Source organism: Microbacterium sp. Yaish 1, from assembly GCF_002245215.1.
Taxonomy (GTDB): domain Bacteria; phylum Actinomycetota; class Actinomycetes; order Actinomycetales; family Microbacteriaceae; genus Microbacterium.
Genome location: NZ_NPMR01000002.1, coordinates 978907 through 992709, shown reverse-complemented (window position 1 = coordinate 992709; position 13803 = coordinate 978907). Strand labels below are relative to the sequence as shown.

Sequence of the window (13803 nt, the reverse complement as noted above, 5' to 3'; positions counted from 1 at the left end):
GGCGATGCCTGCATGTCTCCCGGGCGCTGAGTTGGCCTGCCCTCATGATCCTCCCGCCGCCGCGTCGCGTCAAGAGGTGCGCTCGGGTGGGCGCCGCGTTGCACCGGCCCGCGCCCTCGGGTTGGATGGACACCATGACTGACGACCGCACCAAGCCCGAGATCGACGCCCCCGAGGGCCCCGCGCCCGATGACCTCGTCGTTCGCGACCTGATCGTCGGCGACGGCGCCGAGGCCAAGCCCGGCGACACCGTCACCGTCCACTACGTCGGCGTCGAGTACACCTCCGGCGAGGAGTTCGACTCGTCGTGGAACCGCGGGGAGAGCATCCAGTTCCCGCTCCGCGGCCTCATCCAGGGCTGGCAGGACGGCATCCCGGGCATGAAGGTCGGCGGACGCCGCGAGCTCGTGATCCCGCCGCACCTCGCTTACGGCCCCGCCGGCGGCCACTTCCTCGGCGGCAAGACCCTGATCTTCATCATCGACCTGCTCGCGGTCGGCTGACCGGGCGAACACCTCTCGACGGGCGGATGCTGCGCGACGCGGCATCCGCCCGTCGTCATCCGGCCACCGGAAATTTACATTCGCGGGAATAGGCTGTGCGAGGGTCGCGTTGCCGCCCCTGTACGCCGGACCCCTCCCGGACCCCTACGACGAAGGACGATCATGACCACGACCACCGACATCCCCGGTTACAAGTCTGGCACCTGGGTGCTCGACGCCTCCCACAGCGAGGTGGGCTTCAGCGTCCGCCACATGATGATCTCGAAGGTGCGCGGCACCTTCGCCGTCGCCGAGGCGACCATCGTCGCCCCCGAGAACCCGCTCGAGCTGACGCTCGACGCCAAGGTCGACGTCGCCTCGATCAACACGAAGGACGAGGGGCGCGACAACCACCTGCGCAGCGCCGACTTCTTCGACGTCGAGAACTACCCGAACATCACGTTCGTCTCGACCGGCGTGCGTCAGCAGGGCGGCGACTTCCTCGTCGACGGCGACCTCACCATCAAGGACGTCACCAAGCCGGTGACCTTCGAGGTCGAGTTCGGCGGCTTCGGTACCGACCCGTGGGGCAACTACAAGGCCGGCGCGACCGCGAAGACCGTCATCAACCGCGAGGAGTTCGGCCTCACCTGGAACGCCGCACTCGAGACCGGCGGCGTGCTCGTCGGCAAGGACGTCACGATCGAGCTCGACCTGCAGGGCTCCATCCAGGCCTGATCGCCCGGATAACCACGAGGGGCGGATGCTGCGGCATCCGCCCCTCGTCGTGTCATCGGCCCGGTTCGGCCGGCTCAGGGCGTCGGGTGTGTCGCGTCGTAGGCGCGGAACGCGGGGGCGAGGCGCACGAGCAGCGCCACCAGCCCGACGATGATGAACCCGCCGAGCAGCGGCGGGAACCACAGCGCCGTGACCGTCGCGAGCGTGCCGGCGTACAGCGCGCCCAGACGCGGACCGCCCGCCACGACGACGATGAACAGGCCCTGCAGGCGGCCCCGGATCGCATCCGGGACGGCGGCCTGCACCATCGTGTTCCGGTAGATCGAGCTGACGTTGTCGGCAGCGCCGGACCCGGCCAGCGCGAGGGCCGCGAGGGCGATGAGGGCGACGTTCGCGGACTCCTCGCCCACGGTCCCGGGGGAGAGCGCACCGAACGACCCCGCGAGCAGCACGCCGCCGAACAGGGCCATCGTGACGCCGTAGGCGATGATCGCCCTCTCGATGCCACGGCCGTGCAAGGGATAGCGGGCGATCGGACCCGAGAAGAGGCTCGAGAAGAACGCCCCGACGGCGATGGCGGCCGTCAGCAGCCCCGTCGTGATCGCACCGCCGCCGAGGAGGACGGCGCCGATCGCCGGGAAGAGCGCGGTGGGCTGGCCGAAGGTCATCGCGATGATGTCGAGGATGAACTGCAGCCGGATGTTCTTGGCCTGCTTGATGAAGCGCCAGCCGTCCGCGAGCGAGCGCAGCCCCGGGCGCACGACGGTGCCCTCGGGACGGATGCTGGGCAGCGACCAGAGCCCGAGGAAGAGGGCGCTCATCAGCACGAGGTCGATCGTGTAGGTCCAGCCGTACCCGGTGAAGGCCACGAGCAGTCCGGCGGCGGCGGGCCCGACCGAGACCATGATGCCCATCGTGATGCCCCCGAGCGCCGAGGCCGCGGGCAGCAGCTCGCGGGGGATCAGGCGCGGCACGATCGCCTGACGCGCGGCCATCACGACGGAGTTGGCCGCGGAGTTCACGACCGCGATGGCGTACAGCCACGCGACCGTCTCGCCGCCGCTCCACGTGAGCACCATCAGGACCGCCGTCGAGACGAACGTCACGGATGCCGCGATGATGGCGACCCGCCGCCGGTCGAACGCGTCGGCGAGCATGCCTCCGTAGAGGCCGGCGATGATCATCGGCACGAGTCCGGCGACCGCGATCATCGCGACGGCGAACGTCGACGCCGTCAGGTCGTACATGTGGAGCATGATCGCGACGATCGTCAGCTGCCCGCCGAGCCCGGCGAGGGTCGACCCGACCCACATGCGCGCGAAGGCCGGGGAGGTGGTCAACGGCCGCAGGTCGATGAGGTGATCCCGACGCAGGCGCATCAGACGAGCCTAGATGACTGGTACAGTAGAGCGGTTGCCGTTCGATCGGCCGCGGATAAAGAGAGCTCGCACATCGGGTGACGAGCGCCGCGCAATGAGAAGGAAGGGGATCCCATCTATGGCACTCGAAGCAGACGTCAAGAAGGCGATCATCGAAGAGTACGCGACGCACCCCGGTGACACCGGATCCCCCGAGGTGCAGGTCGCGCTCATGTCGCAGCGTATCAAGGACCTCACCGAGCACCTCAAGACCCACAAGCACGACCACCACTCGCGCCGTGGGCTCTTCCTGCTCGTCGGTCAGCGCCGTCGACTGCTCGGCTACCTCCAGGAGCTCGACATCCAGCGTTACCGTACGCTGATCGAGCGCCTCGGTCTCCGCCGCTAAGGAGAGCGACCCCGCGCACAATCGCGCAAAACATTCTTGCGAAGGCCGTCCCAGGTGTGGGGCGGCCTTCGGCTTTCTCGGCCGACGACGCCCGAGCACGCCCGAGCACGCCGAGAACGCACCCTCGCCGCGAGCACGCACCCCGGATGGTGCGCGCTCGGCACGAGGGTGCGTTCTCGGCGGCCGGCGGTCAGTGGCGAGCCGCGGCGAGCAGGTCGGCGTGCCAGCGCTCGGCGACGTCGGGGTGGGCCCGCAGGCGCGACTTCAGTGCGTTCTCGCCGTGCACCCCGTGGATGGGGTTGCTCGGGTCCTTCGTGACGCCTCTCGCCTCGGCGGCGAGTTCGGCGGGCAGGTCGATGAGCGGGAATCGGGCGTCGAGGGCGGGGTTGAAGAAGAACGGCACCGAGATGCGGTCGTCGGGGTAGCGCGGCGACACGACGCGGTGGTTCGTCGCGATGAGATAGCCGTCGGTCGCGTACTCGAGCAGTTCGCCGATGTTGACGACGAAGGCTCCCGGCACCGGCGGAGCGTCGACCCATTCGCCGTTGCGCTGCACCTGCAGGCCGCCCTTCCCGGGCTCGACCCACAGCAGCGTCAAGGCGCCCGAGTCCTTGTGCGCCCCGACGCCCTGCTGCGGCGTCGGGTCGTCCTTGCCCGGATACCGGACGATCTTCAGCAGCGTCTGGGGTTCGCCGAAGTGGTCGTCGAAGTACGTCGCGGGCGCGCCGAGGGCCTCGGCCCAGGCGCGGAGCAGGCGCCGCGCGACGTCCGAGAGGTGGGCGACCCAGGCGTCGGCGACCTCACGCAGTTCGGGCTGCGCCGCGGGCCAGAGGTTCGGCCCGATGAGGCGCGCGTAGTCGGGGGCTTCGGGATCCGTCACCTCGGGCCGTTCGGGCCCGATGTCGATCTGCTCGCGCCAGTCGACCCTGCCCTGGGTGAGCTCGCCGCCCACGCGCGTGTAGCCGCGGAAGTGCGGGCTGTTGACGTTCTCGATCGCGAGTTTGTCGGCCTCGGGGAGAGCGAAGAACTCCCGCGCGACACGGTGCAGGCGGTCCTCGAGACCCGCGGGGATGCCGGTGCCGGTGAGGTAGAAGAAGCCGACGTCGTGCGTCGCGGCGCGCAGCTCGTCGCGGAAGCGCGCGATGTCGTCGGCGTCGCCGTCGAGCTGAGAGAAGTCGAGAACGGGGAGGGAGAGCTCGCTCATGCAGCGAGGTTACGAGCCGTCCGGGGCGTCTGCTCGATTGTTGCGCGGGATGACCGCGCCGGGATCTCGCGGACGACGCGAGCCCGTGGGATCGTTGCGCCGGCCCTCGCGTCCGGCGAGCTCCGGGTCGCGGAACAGCCAGGCGGGGCGCGGCTCGACGAGCCGCCGGAACACGCGTCGCACCGGCGCAGTGGCGAGCCCGAGCGCGATGAGGACCGACGCGACGATGACGAGCGGCAGCCACACCCACGTCGGCTCGGCATCGCGCAGCACGCCCGATTCCCGGAACGGGTAGAGCACGAACGAGTGCAGCAGGTAGACGTACATCGTGTACTGCCCGAGGCGGGTCCAGCGGTGCGAGCCGCGGGGGATGAGAGCGAAGAAGGATGCCGTGAGGGCCAGCGCCACGAGCACGAGGGCGACCCGCACCGCTCCCGCCCACCACTCGGAGCTGCCCGCGTCGGAGTAGCTCGCGTCGTAGAACATCCACTTGCCGAGGTTGATGTCGCGCCACGTGCCGATGAAGGCCCACGCCGCCCAGCCGGTGAGCCCGAGTGTTGCGACGGCGGCCGTCACGGTCGCGGGATTGCGTCGCAGCAGGTCGAGCCGGTCGACCACGTCGCGGTCGCGCAGCCACCAGCCCAGCACGAAGAAGGGCAGGAATCCGAGGGTGCGCGACAGCGACAGGGTCGAGTCGATGTTCGGGAGGTAGCCCGAGACGATCGAGATCGCGAAGGCCCACAGCAGCGGCCACCGCAGGAGCGCGAGATAGGGGAGCACGAGACGGAAGATGCCGAGAGCCAGCAGGAACCACAGCGTCCACGAGGGCTGCGTCGGGTTGGGGTTCGCGTGCCCCTCGACGAGGAACTTCGTGAGCGTCCACAGGCCCTCGAAGATCGCGTACGGCACGATGATGTCGGTGATGACGCGGGCCATCTGTCGCCGCGACGGCGGATCGGACTTCGAGAAGTAGCCCGAGATGATCGCGAACGCGGGCATGTGGAACGCGTAGATCACGAGGTACATCGCCATCGCGATGTCGGAGTCGTACGTCAGGCGCTGGATCGCGTGTCCCAGCACCACCAGCACGATGCAGGCGAAGCGAGCGTTGTCCCAGAAGGGCACACGCCGCTTCGGGCGCGTTCCGGTCGTGCCGGTGGCGGGATGCGTCATCGTGGATGAAACACTATCCCGCGGGAATAGTCCGAGCGCGACGGCGTTGCATGGTTTATATTCATTTGCATGAAACGGATGCTGCGGCATCCGGGAAGGCGGACCGACGTGAACACGCACACGAGCGAACACACCGGCTGGTCGGGGATGCAGTTCGGCATCTTCTCCGTGAGCGACATCACGGCTGACCCGACGACCGGCCACACCCCGAGCGAGGCGGAGAAGATCCGCGCAGCCGTGACCATCGCCAAGCACGCCGAGGAGGTCGGGCTCGACGTCTACGCGATCGGCGAGCACCACAACCCGCCGTTCTGGTCGTCCTCGCCCACCACGACGCTCGCCTACATCGCGGCGCAGACCGAGCGCCTCATCCTCTCCACGGCGACGACGCTCATCACGACGAACGACCCGGTGAAGATCGCCGAGGATTACGCGATGCTGCAGCACCTGTCGGGCGGCCGCGTCGACCTCATCATGGGGCGCGGCAACACCGGCCCCGTGTACCCGTGGTTCGGCAAGGACATCCGTCAGGGCCTGCCGCTCGCGATCGAGAACTACGCCCTGCTGCACAAGCTGTGGCGTGAGGACGTCGTCGACTGGGAGGGCAAGTTCCGCACCCCGCTGCAGGGCTTCACCTCGACGCCCCGCCCGCTCGACGGTGTCGCGCCGTTCGTCTGGCACGGCTCGATCCGCACCCCCGAGATCGCCGAGCAGGCCGCCTACTACGGCGACGGCTTCTTCGCGAACAACATCTTCTGGCCCAAGGAGCACTACCAGCGCCTGATCGACCTGTACCGTCAGCGCTTCGCGCACTACGGCCACGGCACGCCCGAGCAGGCGATCGTCGGCCTCGGCGGCCAGGTGTTCATGAGTGCGAACTCGCAGGATGCCGTCCGGCAGTTCCGCCCGTACTTCGACAACGCCCCCGTCTACGGTCACGGCCCCTCCCTCGAGGACTTCAGCGAGATGACGCCGCTGACGGTGGGATCGCCGCAGCAGGTCATCGACCGATACGCCGCCATGCGCGAGACGTTCGGCGACTACCAGCGTCAGCTGTTCCTCATCGACCACGCGGGGCTGCCGTTGAAGACGGTTCTCGAGCAGCTCGACATCCTGGGCGGCGAGGTCGTTCCCGTGCTGCGCAAGGAGCTCGCGCAGGGACGCGGCGCCGCGGTGCCCGACGCCCCGACGCACGCTGCGCGCGTCCGCGAGGTGTACGGTGACGGCCCCGCACGCGAGGCGCGTCCCCGCGCCAACCGCGGCGACAACCTCAGCGGCCCTTCGCCCTACCAGGACGCCCCGGCGCCCGCGGGTTCGGCCTTCGGCGTGGCGGCGGCACGATGAGCGCGCGCCGTATCGCCGTCGTGTCGGCGGGGCTGTCGAACCCGTCGTCGACGCGGATGCTGGCCGATCGGCTGGCGACCGCGACGATCGCGGAGCTCGCGGCATCCGACATCACCGCGACCGCCGACGTCATCGAGCTGCGCGATCTCGCGCACGACATCACCAACAACCTGCTGACCGGCTTCGCGCCGCCCGCGCTCGAGTCGGCGATCAACTCCGTCGTCTCGGCCGACGCGCTCATCGCGGTGACGCCGATCTTCTCGACGAGCTACTCGGGGCTGTTCAAGTCGTTCATCGACGTGCTCGACCCCGACTCGCTCACCGGGAAGCCGGTGCTCATCGGGGCCAACGCGGGCACGGCCCGTCACTCGCTCGCGATCGACTACGCCATCCGCCCGCTGTTCGCCTACCTGCACGCGGCGCCCGTCTCGACCGGCGTCTTCGCGGCGTCGAGCGACTGGGGGAGCAAGGCCGACGAGGTCGCTCCGTTGAGCGCCCGGGTCGAGCGCGGCGCGCGTGAGCTCGCTGCCGCCGTCGTGGCACGCACGCCGGTCACCGATGCGGATCCGTTCGATCCGGCCTCGTACCTGGGCGAGGGCAAGTCGTTCGGTCATCTGCTCGGAGGTCTCGCGGGGGAGTGACCCGTCCGCGGCGCCGCGCGACGGCGGCCGTGATCAGATCGATCGCGGCGCCCAGCGCGAGCGCCGCGGCCACCGACAGGAGCACCGCGAGCAGCGGGGCATCGGGCAGGAGGGCACCGATCGCCGCGCCGATGACGCTCTGATAGGAGGCCCAGGCCGTCGCCGCGCCTGCGCCGATGGCGAGGAACCGCACGGCCGATACCCGCGTGGCGCCGGCGGTGAGATTGACCGCGAGGCGCGCGAAGGGGATGAAGCGGGCGGTGAAGACGACCGTCGCCGTTCCCCGCCGCAGCCGAGCGTCCGCCCATGTGAACGCGCGCTGTACGCGCGGACGCCGCATCCATCGCCATCGGCGGAGGCCGATCCGACGCCCCACGGTGTAGCAGAGGGCGTCGCCGCAGAACGCGGCGCCCGCGGCGGCACCGATGACGGCCGCCAGCGGGGGATCGCCGGTCGACGCCGCGAGCGCGCCCGCCGCCGTCACCGCGACTTCGCCGGGGACGACGACCAGGACGGAATCGAGCAGGACGAGCCCGAAGACCGCGACGAGGAGCCACGGCCCGCCGGAGATCGCGGTCAGCAGGTCGGCCAGCACGCGGCATCTCTATCAGCCGGGGATGAACGGTGCGGGAACGGCGACGGTCAGGCGTCCGCGAGGTGACCGGCCGCCGAGGAACGCGTGAACAGTACGCGATACCTGCCGCATCGGCGCACGCGGGCGCGTCTCGGGCGACACCCTGGTCTCGTGAGAGTCGCGGTGGTCACCGAGTCCTTCCTGCCCCACATGAACGGGGTGACCGGTTCCGTGCTGCGGGTGCTCGAGCATCTCGAGCGTCGCGGGCACGAGGCCTTCGTCGTCGCGCCGGGCGCGGGACGCCGGCATCCGCTCGCTGTTCCGGGCCGGTCGGTGCGGTCGATCCCGATGCCCCGGTACCCGGCGGTGCGCGTCGCCGCTCCGCCCGTGGCGTCGGTCACCCGCGCCCTGCGTTCGTTCCGGCCCGACGTCGTGCACCTGGCGTCGCCCTTCCTCCTCGGGTGGCAGGGCCTGCTCGCGGCCGAAAGCCTCGGTGTGCCGAGCGTCGCCGTCTACCAGACCGACGTCATCGCGTACACCGAGCGCTACGGCCTGCCGCACGCCACCGCGCTCACAGCAGCCCACGTGCGGCGACTGCATCGCCGCGCGACGCTGACGCTCGCTCCCGCCGATGCGGCTCGACGCCAGCTCGCCGGGCTCGGCGTGGATCGCGTGGCGATCTGGGGCCGCGGGGTCGACGGCATCCGCTTCGCACCGCACCGGCGCGACGACGCGTGGCGGGCCCGGGTCGTGCCGGGGGTGGCGAACGGCGAGGTCGTGGTCGGCTACGTCGGGCGGCTCGCACCCGAGAAGCAGATCGAGGACCTCGCTGCCCTGAGCTCGCTGCCCGGGGTGCGACTGGTCATCGTGGGCGACGGCCCCTCGCGGGCGGGGCTCGAGCGCCTGCTGCCGGATGCCGTGTTCCTCGGGCATCTGCAGGGCGACGCGCTGGCGACCGCGATGGCGAGCTTCGACGTGTTCGTGCATCCGGGCGAGAGCGAGACGTTCGGCCAGACCATCCAGGAGGCGCAGGCGAGCGGTGTGCCGGTCGTCGCGACCGGGCGCGGGGGACCCCTCGATCTCGTCCGCAGCAGCGTCGATGGTTGGCTCTACCGGCCCGGTGACCCGGGCGACCTCCGCAGCCGGGTCGCCGACCTCGCGGGGGATACCGCCAAACGACGAGCGTTCGGTGCCGCCGCGCGGGCGGCCGTGGCCGGGCGGACCTGGGAGAGCCTCGGCGACGCCCTGCTCGGCCACTACGAGCGTGCGGGCGAGCTGCATGCGATCGATCGCGCGCGTCGGGCCCGCGTGTGGCCGCGAGCCGAGCTGCCCGCCGCCGGCGACGGCCCCCCGCTCTGGCGGCGCTACGTCGCGCTGGGCGATTCGATCACGGAGGGGCTCTGCGACACGTCCCGAATGCCCGCGGGGATGCACCGGGGCTGGGCCGACCGCCTCGCGCAGCTGCTCGCCTCGGCGGCGCCGCGCGTCGGTGGGGGAACGGGCGCCTTCCAGTACGCGAACCTCGCCGTGCGCAGCAAGCGGGTGCGCCACCTCGTCGACGAGCAGGTGCCGGCGTGTCTGGCGCTGCGACCCGACCTCGTGTCGGTGCTCATCGGAGCCAACGATCTCGTGCAGGCCCGGGTCGACGTCGCGAGCGTCGCCGATGAGGTCGAGATCGCCGTTCGGAGGCTGCGGGAGTCCGGCGCCGACGTGCTGCTCGCCACCGTGTTCCTTCCCGGCCGGGCCGCCGCGGGCATCTTCGCCCGACGCTTCGCCGCCTACAACGCGCGGCTGCGGACGGTCGCAGCGACGACGGGTGCGATCCTGCTCGATCTCGAGGCGGTGCCGGAGCTCGCCCGTCTCGAGCTGTGGGCCGACGACAAGGTGCATCTGCGCTCGCGCGGGCACCGGCTCGTGGCCTATCGCGCCGCGGAGACGCTCGGGGTGCCCCATGCCGAGGCGCTGGCCGGTCTCGACGAGGCCTTCCACCTCGATGACGACCCCGTCGTGCCGGGGACATGGCTGCGGCGCGATGCTCTCCCGTGGGTGTGGCGGCGCCTGCGTGGCCGCACAGCCGGCGACGGCGTCGCCCCCAAGCTCCCCGCCTACGTCCGGATCGGCCCCACGGCCCCGCGCCGCTCGCCCTCCCCGCAGCAATAGCCCGCCTCCCGTCTCCCGCCGAGAACGCACCGTCGCCGCGAGCGCACACCGACGAGGGTGCGATCTCGCGGTGGCGGTGCGTTCTCGGCGAGGCGGGGGAGGGGTCAGGCGCGCCAGCGGTACTCCGCCTCGGGACGGCCGGGGGCGCCGTAGCGCTGGGCCCGTTCGGCGCGGCCGGCGTCGGCGAGGTGCTCGAGGTATCGACGGGCGGCGACGCGCGACATCCCGAGCGCCTCCGCAGCCTCGCGCGCCGAGAGGGCTCCCGCGTCGCGGAGCCGATTCGACACGCGCTCGAGCGTCTCGGGGGCGAGGCCCTTCGGGATCGGAGCGGTGACGGGTCGCAGCGCTCCGAGCAGTGCGTCGATCTCCGCCTGGGTCGCTGCGCCCGTGGTCTGGCTCGCACGTGCGCGGAATCGCGCGTACTGCGACATCCGCTCCTGGAAGTCGGCGAAGGTGAATGGCTTCACGAGGTACTGCACCGCGCCGAGGCCGACGACCTGGCGCACGACGTCCGCATCGCGCACGGAGGTGATCGCGATGACGTCGACGTCGCGCGCTCGTGCCCGCAGATGGCGGAGGACGTCGAGTCCCGATCCGTCGGGCATCGTCATGTCGAGCAGGACGAGGTCGATCTCGTCGGCGGTGGGGCTGTCGAGGAGTGCCCGCAGCGCCGCGCGCGCCCCGCTGCATTCGGCCACGACACGGAACCCCTCGAGCCGATCGATGTAGTGACGGTGCAGGTCGAGGGTGAGGGCTTCGTCGTCGACCAGCAGCACACCGATCATGCTTCCCTCCTCGGCAGGATGACGCGGAACGTCGTCGGGTCGTGATCGAGGGTGAGGGTACCGCCGGCGTCGTCGACGATCGCTGCGACGAGGGCGAGCCCCACACCGCGACCCTCGGCGCCGGCCGGCTTCGTGGAGAAGCCGTGCTCGAAGATCCGGCGCCGAAGCTCGGGAGGAACGCCGGTTCCCGAGTCGGAGACGGCGATCTCGAGCTCGTCCTCCTCGGTGCGCGTCATCCTGATCTCCACCCAGCGCGGTTCGGGTCCGCCGGCGGCGGCATCGAGCGCATTGTCGATGAGATTACCGACGACTGAGACGGCGTCGACCGGCGAGAGCACCGAGCGAGGCGCGTCGGGCTCGATGCGGGAGCGCCACCGGATGCCGTGTTCCTTGGCCTGCGAGGCCTTGCCGAGCAGCAGCGCTCCGACGGTCGGATCGCCCTCGCGGCGGGCGGCGACCTCGTCGACCAGCACCTGGCTCTGCCGCGAGGTCTCGGCGAGGATCTCGATCGCCTCGGGGGTGCGGCCCAGCTCGAGCAGCGCGATGGCGGTGTGCATGCGGTTGCCGTGCTCGTGGGTCTGCGCCCGCAGGGCTTCCCCGAGGGTGCGGAGCGACTCGAACGACGAGACGGCGTCGCGGATAGCGCCGGCGGGCAGGTCTCCGGTGACCTGCCGCGTCGCCCGCCGCGCGACGACGGCTCCGACGAGACCGGCTGCGAGGAGCGCGGCCGCGATGCCGACGACGACGAGGATGCGGGGCCCCAGCGTCGCCGCGATGCTGCCGATCGTCACGCCGACCGAGACCCATCCGACGACGGCGCCGTTGCTCTCGACGGGCACGATCGTGCGGATCGAGGGGCCGAGAGTGCCCGTGAACTCCTCGGTGAGCGCGCGGGATGCGGTGGGGATGGAGCCGAGGTAGCGCTCGCCGATCCGCTCGGCGTCGCGATGCGTGATCCGGATGCCGCCGGGATCCATGATCGTGACGAAGTCGACGCGGGCGTCGACGATGACCTGTTCTATTTGGGGCTGCAGCTCCGCGGACGCGACGTCGCGGTCGCCGGCGGCGAGGAGGTCGGCGACCTGCGCCGAGTCGGCGACGGTCTGCGCGACGGCCTGAGTGACGCGCTCGGCCTCGGCCCGCGCGGACCGCTGCCCGTCGGCGATGAGGATGCCGGCGATCGCCAGGGTGAGGACGGCCACGGCCACGGCGACCGCCACGAAGACGAGCGAGGCGGCGCTGTGGGTGCGCGTTGTCATGCCGCTCTCGCTCTCGTCGTCATCGTCGGGTGCGCCCGGGTCGCGGGCCGCGACCAATACGACCATAAATCGGCGTCCGAGCGGAACCGGCCGACGCTGAGAGCGCACCGACAGAGACGTCGGCATCGGACAACGACTGTTCAGCTGGAGGAGACCATGGCTCTCACATCATCTTTCCGCCTGCCGGGGTACAACGCCCGGAAGGGCAAGCAGGCCTGGGACAAGCACACCTGGCTCTACGTCTCGGTCATCCTCGCGGTCGTGCTGGGCGCGATCGTCGGCCTCGTGTGGCCTACCTTCGCCGTCGGCCTCGAGCCGCTCGGGAAGGGCTTCGTCAACCTCATCAAGATGATGATCGCGCCGATCATCTTCTGCACGATCGTCGTGGGCGTCGGCTCGATCGCGAAGGCCGCGACGGTCGGACGCATCGGTGGCCTCGCGCTGCTCTACTTCATGGTGATGTCGACGTTCGCCCTGGCGATCGGTCTCATCGTGGGCAACATCATCCACCCGGGTGAGGGGCTCAACATGCAGAGCGCGGTCTACGACGCCGGGGCGGCGGCCGAGGCGAAGTCGACGACCGACTTCCTGCTCGGCATCATCCCCATCACGTTCTTCTCGGCGTTCACCGGCGAGAGCGTGCTCCAGGTGCTGTTCATCGCGCTGCTGGTCGGATTCGCGCTGCAGGGACTCGGTGAGAAGGGCGCGCCGATCATGAGCGCCGTGAAGAACCTGCAGACGCTCGTCTTCCGCATCCTCGGCATGATCCTGTGGCTCGCTCCGATCGGCGCCTTCGGTGCGATCGCCGCGGTGGTGGGCAAGACCGGTGTCGCCGCCATCGTGAGCCTGGGCGTGCTGATGATCGCGTTCTACATCACGTGCATCGTGTTCATCGTCGCGGTGCTCGGCACGCTGCTCTACGCCGTGGCGCGGATCAACATCTTCAGCCTGATGAAGTACCTCGCCCGCGAGTACCTGCTGATCGTCGGGACGTCGTCGAGCGAGTCCGCGCTGCCCCGGCTCATCGCGAAGATGGAGCACGTCGGCGTCTCGAAGCCGGTCGTGGGCATCACCGTCCCCACGGGATACTCGTTCAACCTCGACGGGACGGCCATCTACCTCACGATGGCGTCGCTGTTCATCGCCGCGGGCATGGGCGCCCCGATGTCGATTCCGGAGCAGATCGGCCTGCTGGTCTTCATGATCATCGCCTCGAAGGGTGCGGCCGGAGTCACCGGTGCGGGCCTCGCGACCCTCGCCGGCGGTCTGCAGGCGTACCGTCCCGATCTCGTCAACGGCGTCGGCGTGATCGTCGGCATCGACCGCTTCATGTCGGAGGGTCGTGCCCTGACCAACTTCACGGGCAACGCGGTCGCCACGATCCTCATCGGAACCTGGACCCGCGAGTTCGACCGCGACCAGGCCCGCGCCGTGCTCAGCGGAGAGCGCCCGTTCGACGAGGCGATGCTCTCCGGTCACGGTCACGACGGGATGTCGAACGACACCGGCGCCGTCAACACGCAGGGCCTCGGCGACGCCGCCCTCGATGAGGCCGCGGCGAAGGAGGAGCGCGCTCGTTTCCGCCGCGAGGCCGCAACCCGCTGACGGTTGTCCCCGTCCGGTGGCCGCGGGTCCGAGAGATCGGATGCCGCGGCCACCGGCATGCTCGGCGGAGG

At 70.6% G+C, this 13803-nt stretch carries 13 protein-coding genes; 7 read left to right on the top strand and 6 right to left on the bottom strand.

Annotated elements, in window-relative coordinates; genetic code table 11:
* Nucleotides 1-134 precede the first annotated feature (134 nt).
* Together CI089_RS13840 and CI089_RS13835 are read left to right on the top strand one after the other, a co-directional pair.
* Complete coding sequence (locus CI089_RS13840) at nt 135-503, top strand: FKBP-type peptidyl-prolyl cis-trans isomerase (protein WP_023951826.1); 369 nt, start codon at nt 135-137, stop codon at nt 501-503.
* Nucleotides 504-665: 162 nt separating this feature from the next.
* Nucleotides 666-1220: a YceI family protein gene (locus CI089_RS13835; RefSeq protein ID WP_094262044.1), complete on the top strand. Its 555-nt coding sequence runs from the start codon at nt 666-668 to the stop codon at nt 1218-1220.
* Nucleotides 1221-1294: 74 nt separating this feature from the next.
* Here CI089_RS13835 and CI089_RS13830 read toward each other — a convergent pair whose 3' ends face one another.
* Nucleotides 1295-2599 carry an MFS transporter gene (locus CI089_RS13830; RefSeq protein ID WP_094262043.1) on the bottom strand — a complete coding sequence of 435 codons (1305 nt, stop codon included), beginning with the start codon at nt 2597-2599 and terminating at the stop codon, nt 1295-1297.
* A 118-nt stretch (nt 2600-2717) separates the two neighbouring features.
* On the opposite strand from CI089_RS13830, the gene rpsO reads away from it, so the two are divergent.
* Nucleotides 2718-2987: a 30S ribosomal protein S15 gene (gene rpsO, locus CI089_RS13825; RefSeq protein WP_023951820.1), complete on the top strand. Its 270-nt coding sequence runs from the start codon at nt 2718-2720 to the stop codon at nt 2985-2987.
* Nucleotides 2988-3177: 190 nt separating this feature from the next.
* Here the strand turns inward: rpsO and CI089_RS13820 are convergent, their stop codons facing one another.
* Together CI089_RS13820 and CI089_RS13815 are read right to left on the bottom strand one after the other, a co-directional pair.
* Nucleotides 3178-4191, bottom strand: a complete 1014-nt coding sequence (locus CI089_RS13820; RefSeq protein ID WP_094262042.1) for an isopenicillin N synthase family dioxygenase — start codon at nt 4189-4191, stop codon at nt 3178-3180.
* 9 nt (nt 4192-4200) lie between these two features.
* Complete coding sequence (locus CI089_RS13815; protein WP_094262041.1) at nt 4201-5364, bottom strand: acyltransferase family protein; 1164 nt, start codon at nt 5362-5364, stop codon at nt 4201-4203.
* Between the two features lie 147 nt (nt 5365-5511).
* On the opposite strand from CI089_RS13815, the gene CI089_RS13810 reads away from it, so the two are divergent.
* Together CI089_RS13810 and CI089_RS13805 are read left to right on the top strand one after the other, a co-directional pair.
* On the top strand, nt 5512-6708 hold the full coding sequence (locus CI089_RS13810; RefSeq protein WP_036305013.1) for an LLM class flavin-dependent oxidoreductase: 1197 nt from the start codon (nt 5512-5514) through the stop codon (nt 6706-6708).
* The gene (locus CI089_RS13805; protein WP_023951815.1) at nt 6705-7349 is read left to right on the top strand and encodes a CE1759 family FMN reductase; all 645 of its coding nucleotides are present in this window, start codon (nt 6705-6707) and stop codon (nt 7347-7349) included. Before CI089_RS13810 ends, CI089_RS13805 begins: the two co-directional genes overlap by 4 nt.
* Here CI089_RS13805 and CI089_RS13800 read toward each other — a convergent pair.
* On the bottom strand, nt 7261-7944 hold the full coding sequence (locus CI089_RS13800) for a DedA family protein (protein WP_094262040.1): 684 nt from the start codon (nt 7942-7944) through the stop codon (nt 7261-7263). The genes CI089_RS13805 and CI089_RS13800 overlap by 89 nt on opposite strands.
* A gap of 150 nt (nt 7945-8094) precedes the next feature.
* Between CI089_RS13800 and CI089_RS13795 the strand changes: the two genes are divergently transcribed.
* On the top strand, nt 8095-10083 hold the full coding sequence (locus CI089_RS13795; protein WP_094262039.1) for a GDSL-type esterase/lipase family protein: 1989 nt from the start codon (nt 8095-8097) through the stop codon (nt 10081-10083).
* Nucleotides 10084-10187: 104 nt separating this feature from the next.
* Here the strand turns inward: CI089_RS13795 and CI089_RS13790 are convergent, their stop codons facing one another.
* Entirely contained in the window at nt 10188-10868 is a 681-nt protein-coding gene (locus CI089_RS13790) for a response regulator (RefSeq protein WP_094262038.1), read from the bottom strand.
* Nucleotides 10865-12127 (bottom strand): sensor histidine kinase, encoded by a 1263-nt coding sequence (locus tag CI089_RS13785; protein ID WP_094262503.1) that lies wholly within the window; start codon nt 12125-12127, stop codon nt 10865-10867. The genes CI089_RS13790 and CI089_RS13785 overlap by 4 nt, the downstream gene beginning before the upstream one ends.
* Nucleotides 12128-12283: 156 nt before the next feature.
* On the opposite strand from CI089_RS13785, the gene CI089_RS13780 reads away from it, so the two are divergent.
* Complete coding sequence (locus CI089_RS13780) at nt 12284-13732, top strand: cation:dicarboxylate symporter family transporter (RefSeq protein ID WP_094262037.1); 1449 nt, start codon at nt 12284-12286, stop codon at nt 13730-13732.
* Nucleotides 13733-13803 lie beyond the last annotated feature (71 nt).

Coding starts and splice junctions, on each gene's coding strand:
- CI089_RS13815 (WP_094262041.1), bottom strand. CDS start 5,364: ATGACGCATCCCGCCACCGGCACGACCGGAACGCGCCCGAAGCGGCGT.
- CI089_RS13780 (WP_094262037.1), top strand. CDS start 12,284: ATGGCTCTCACATCATCTTTCCGCCTGCCGGGGTACAACGCCCGGAAG.
- CI089_RS13830 (WP_094262043.1), bottom strand. CDS start 2,599: ATGCGCCTGCGTCGGGATCACCTCATCGACCTGCGGCCGTTGACCACC.
- CI089_RS13835 (WP_094262044.1), top strand. CDS start 666: ATGACCACGACCACCGACATCCCCGGTTACAAGTCTGGCACCTGGGTG.
- rpsO (WP_023951820.1), top strand. CDS start 2,718: ATGGCACTCGAAGCAGACGTCAAGAAGGCGATCATCGAAGAGTACGCG.
- CI089_RS13790 (WP_094262038.1), bottom strand. CDS start 10,868: ATGATCGGTGTGCTGCTGGTCGACGACGAAGCCCTCACCCTCGACCTG.
- CI089_RS13820 (WP_094262042.1), bottom strand. CDS start 4,191: ATGAGCGAGCTCTCCCTCCCCGTTCTCGACTTCTCTCAGCTCGACGGC.
- CI089_RS13810 (WP_036305013.1), top strand. CDS start 5,512: ATGCAGTTCGGCATCTTCTCCGTGAGCGACATCACGGCTGACCCGACG.
- CI089_RS13840 (WP_023951826.1), top strand. CDS start 135: ATGACTGACGACCGCACCAAGCCCGAGATCGACGCCCCCGAGGGCCCC.
- CI089_RS13805 (WP_023951815.1), top strand. CDS start 6,705: ATGAGCGCGCGCCGTATCGCCGTCGTGTCGGCGGGGCTGTCGAACCCG.
- CI089_RS13785 (WP_094262503.1), bottom strand. CDS start 12,127: ATGACAACGCGCACCCACAGCGCCGCCTCGCTCGTCTTCGTGGCGGTC.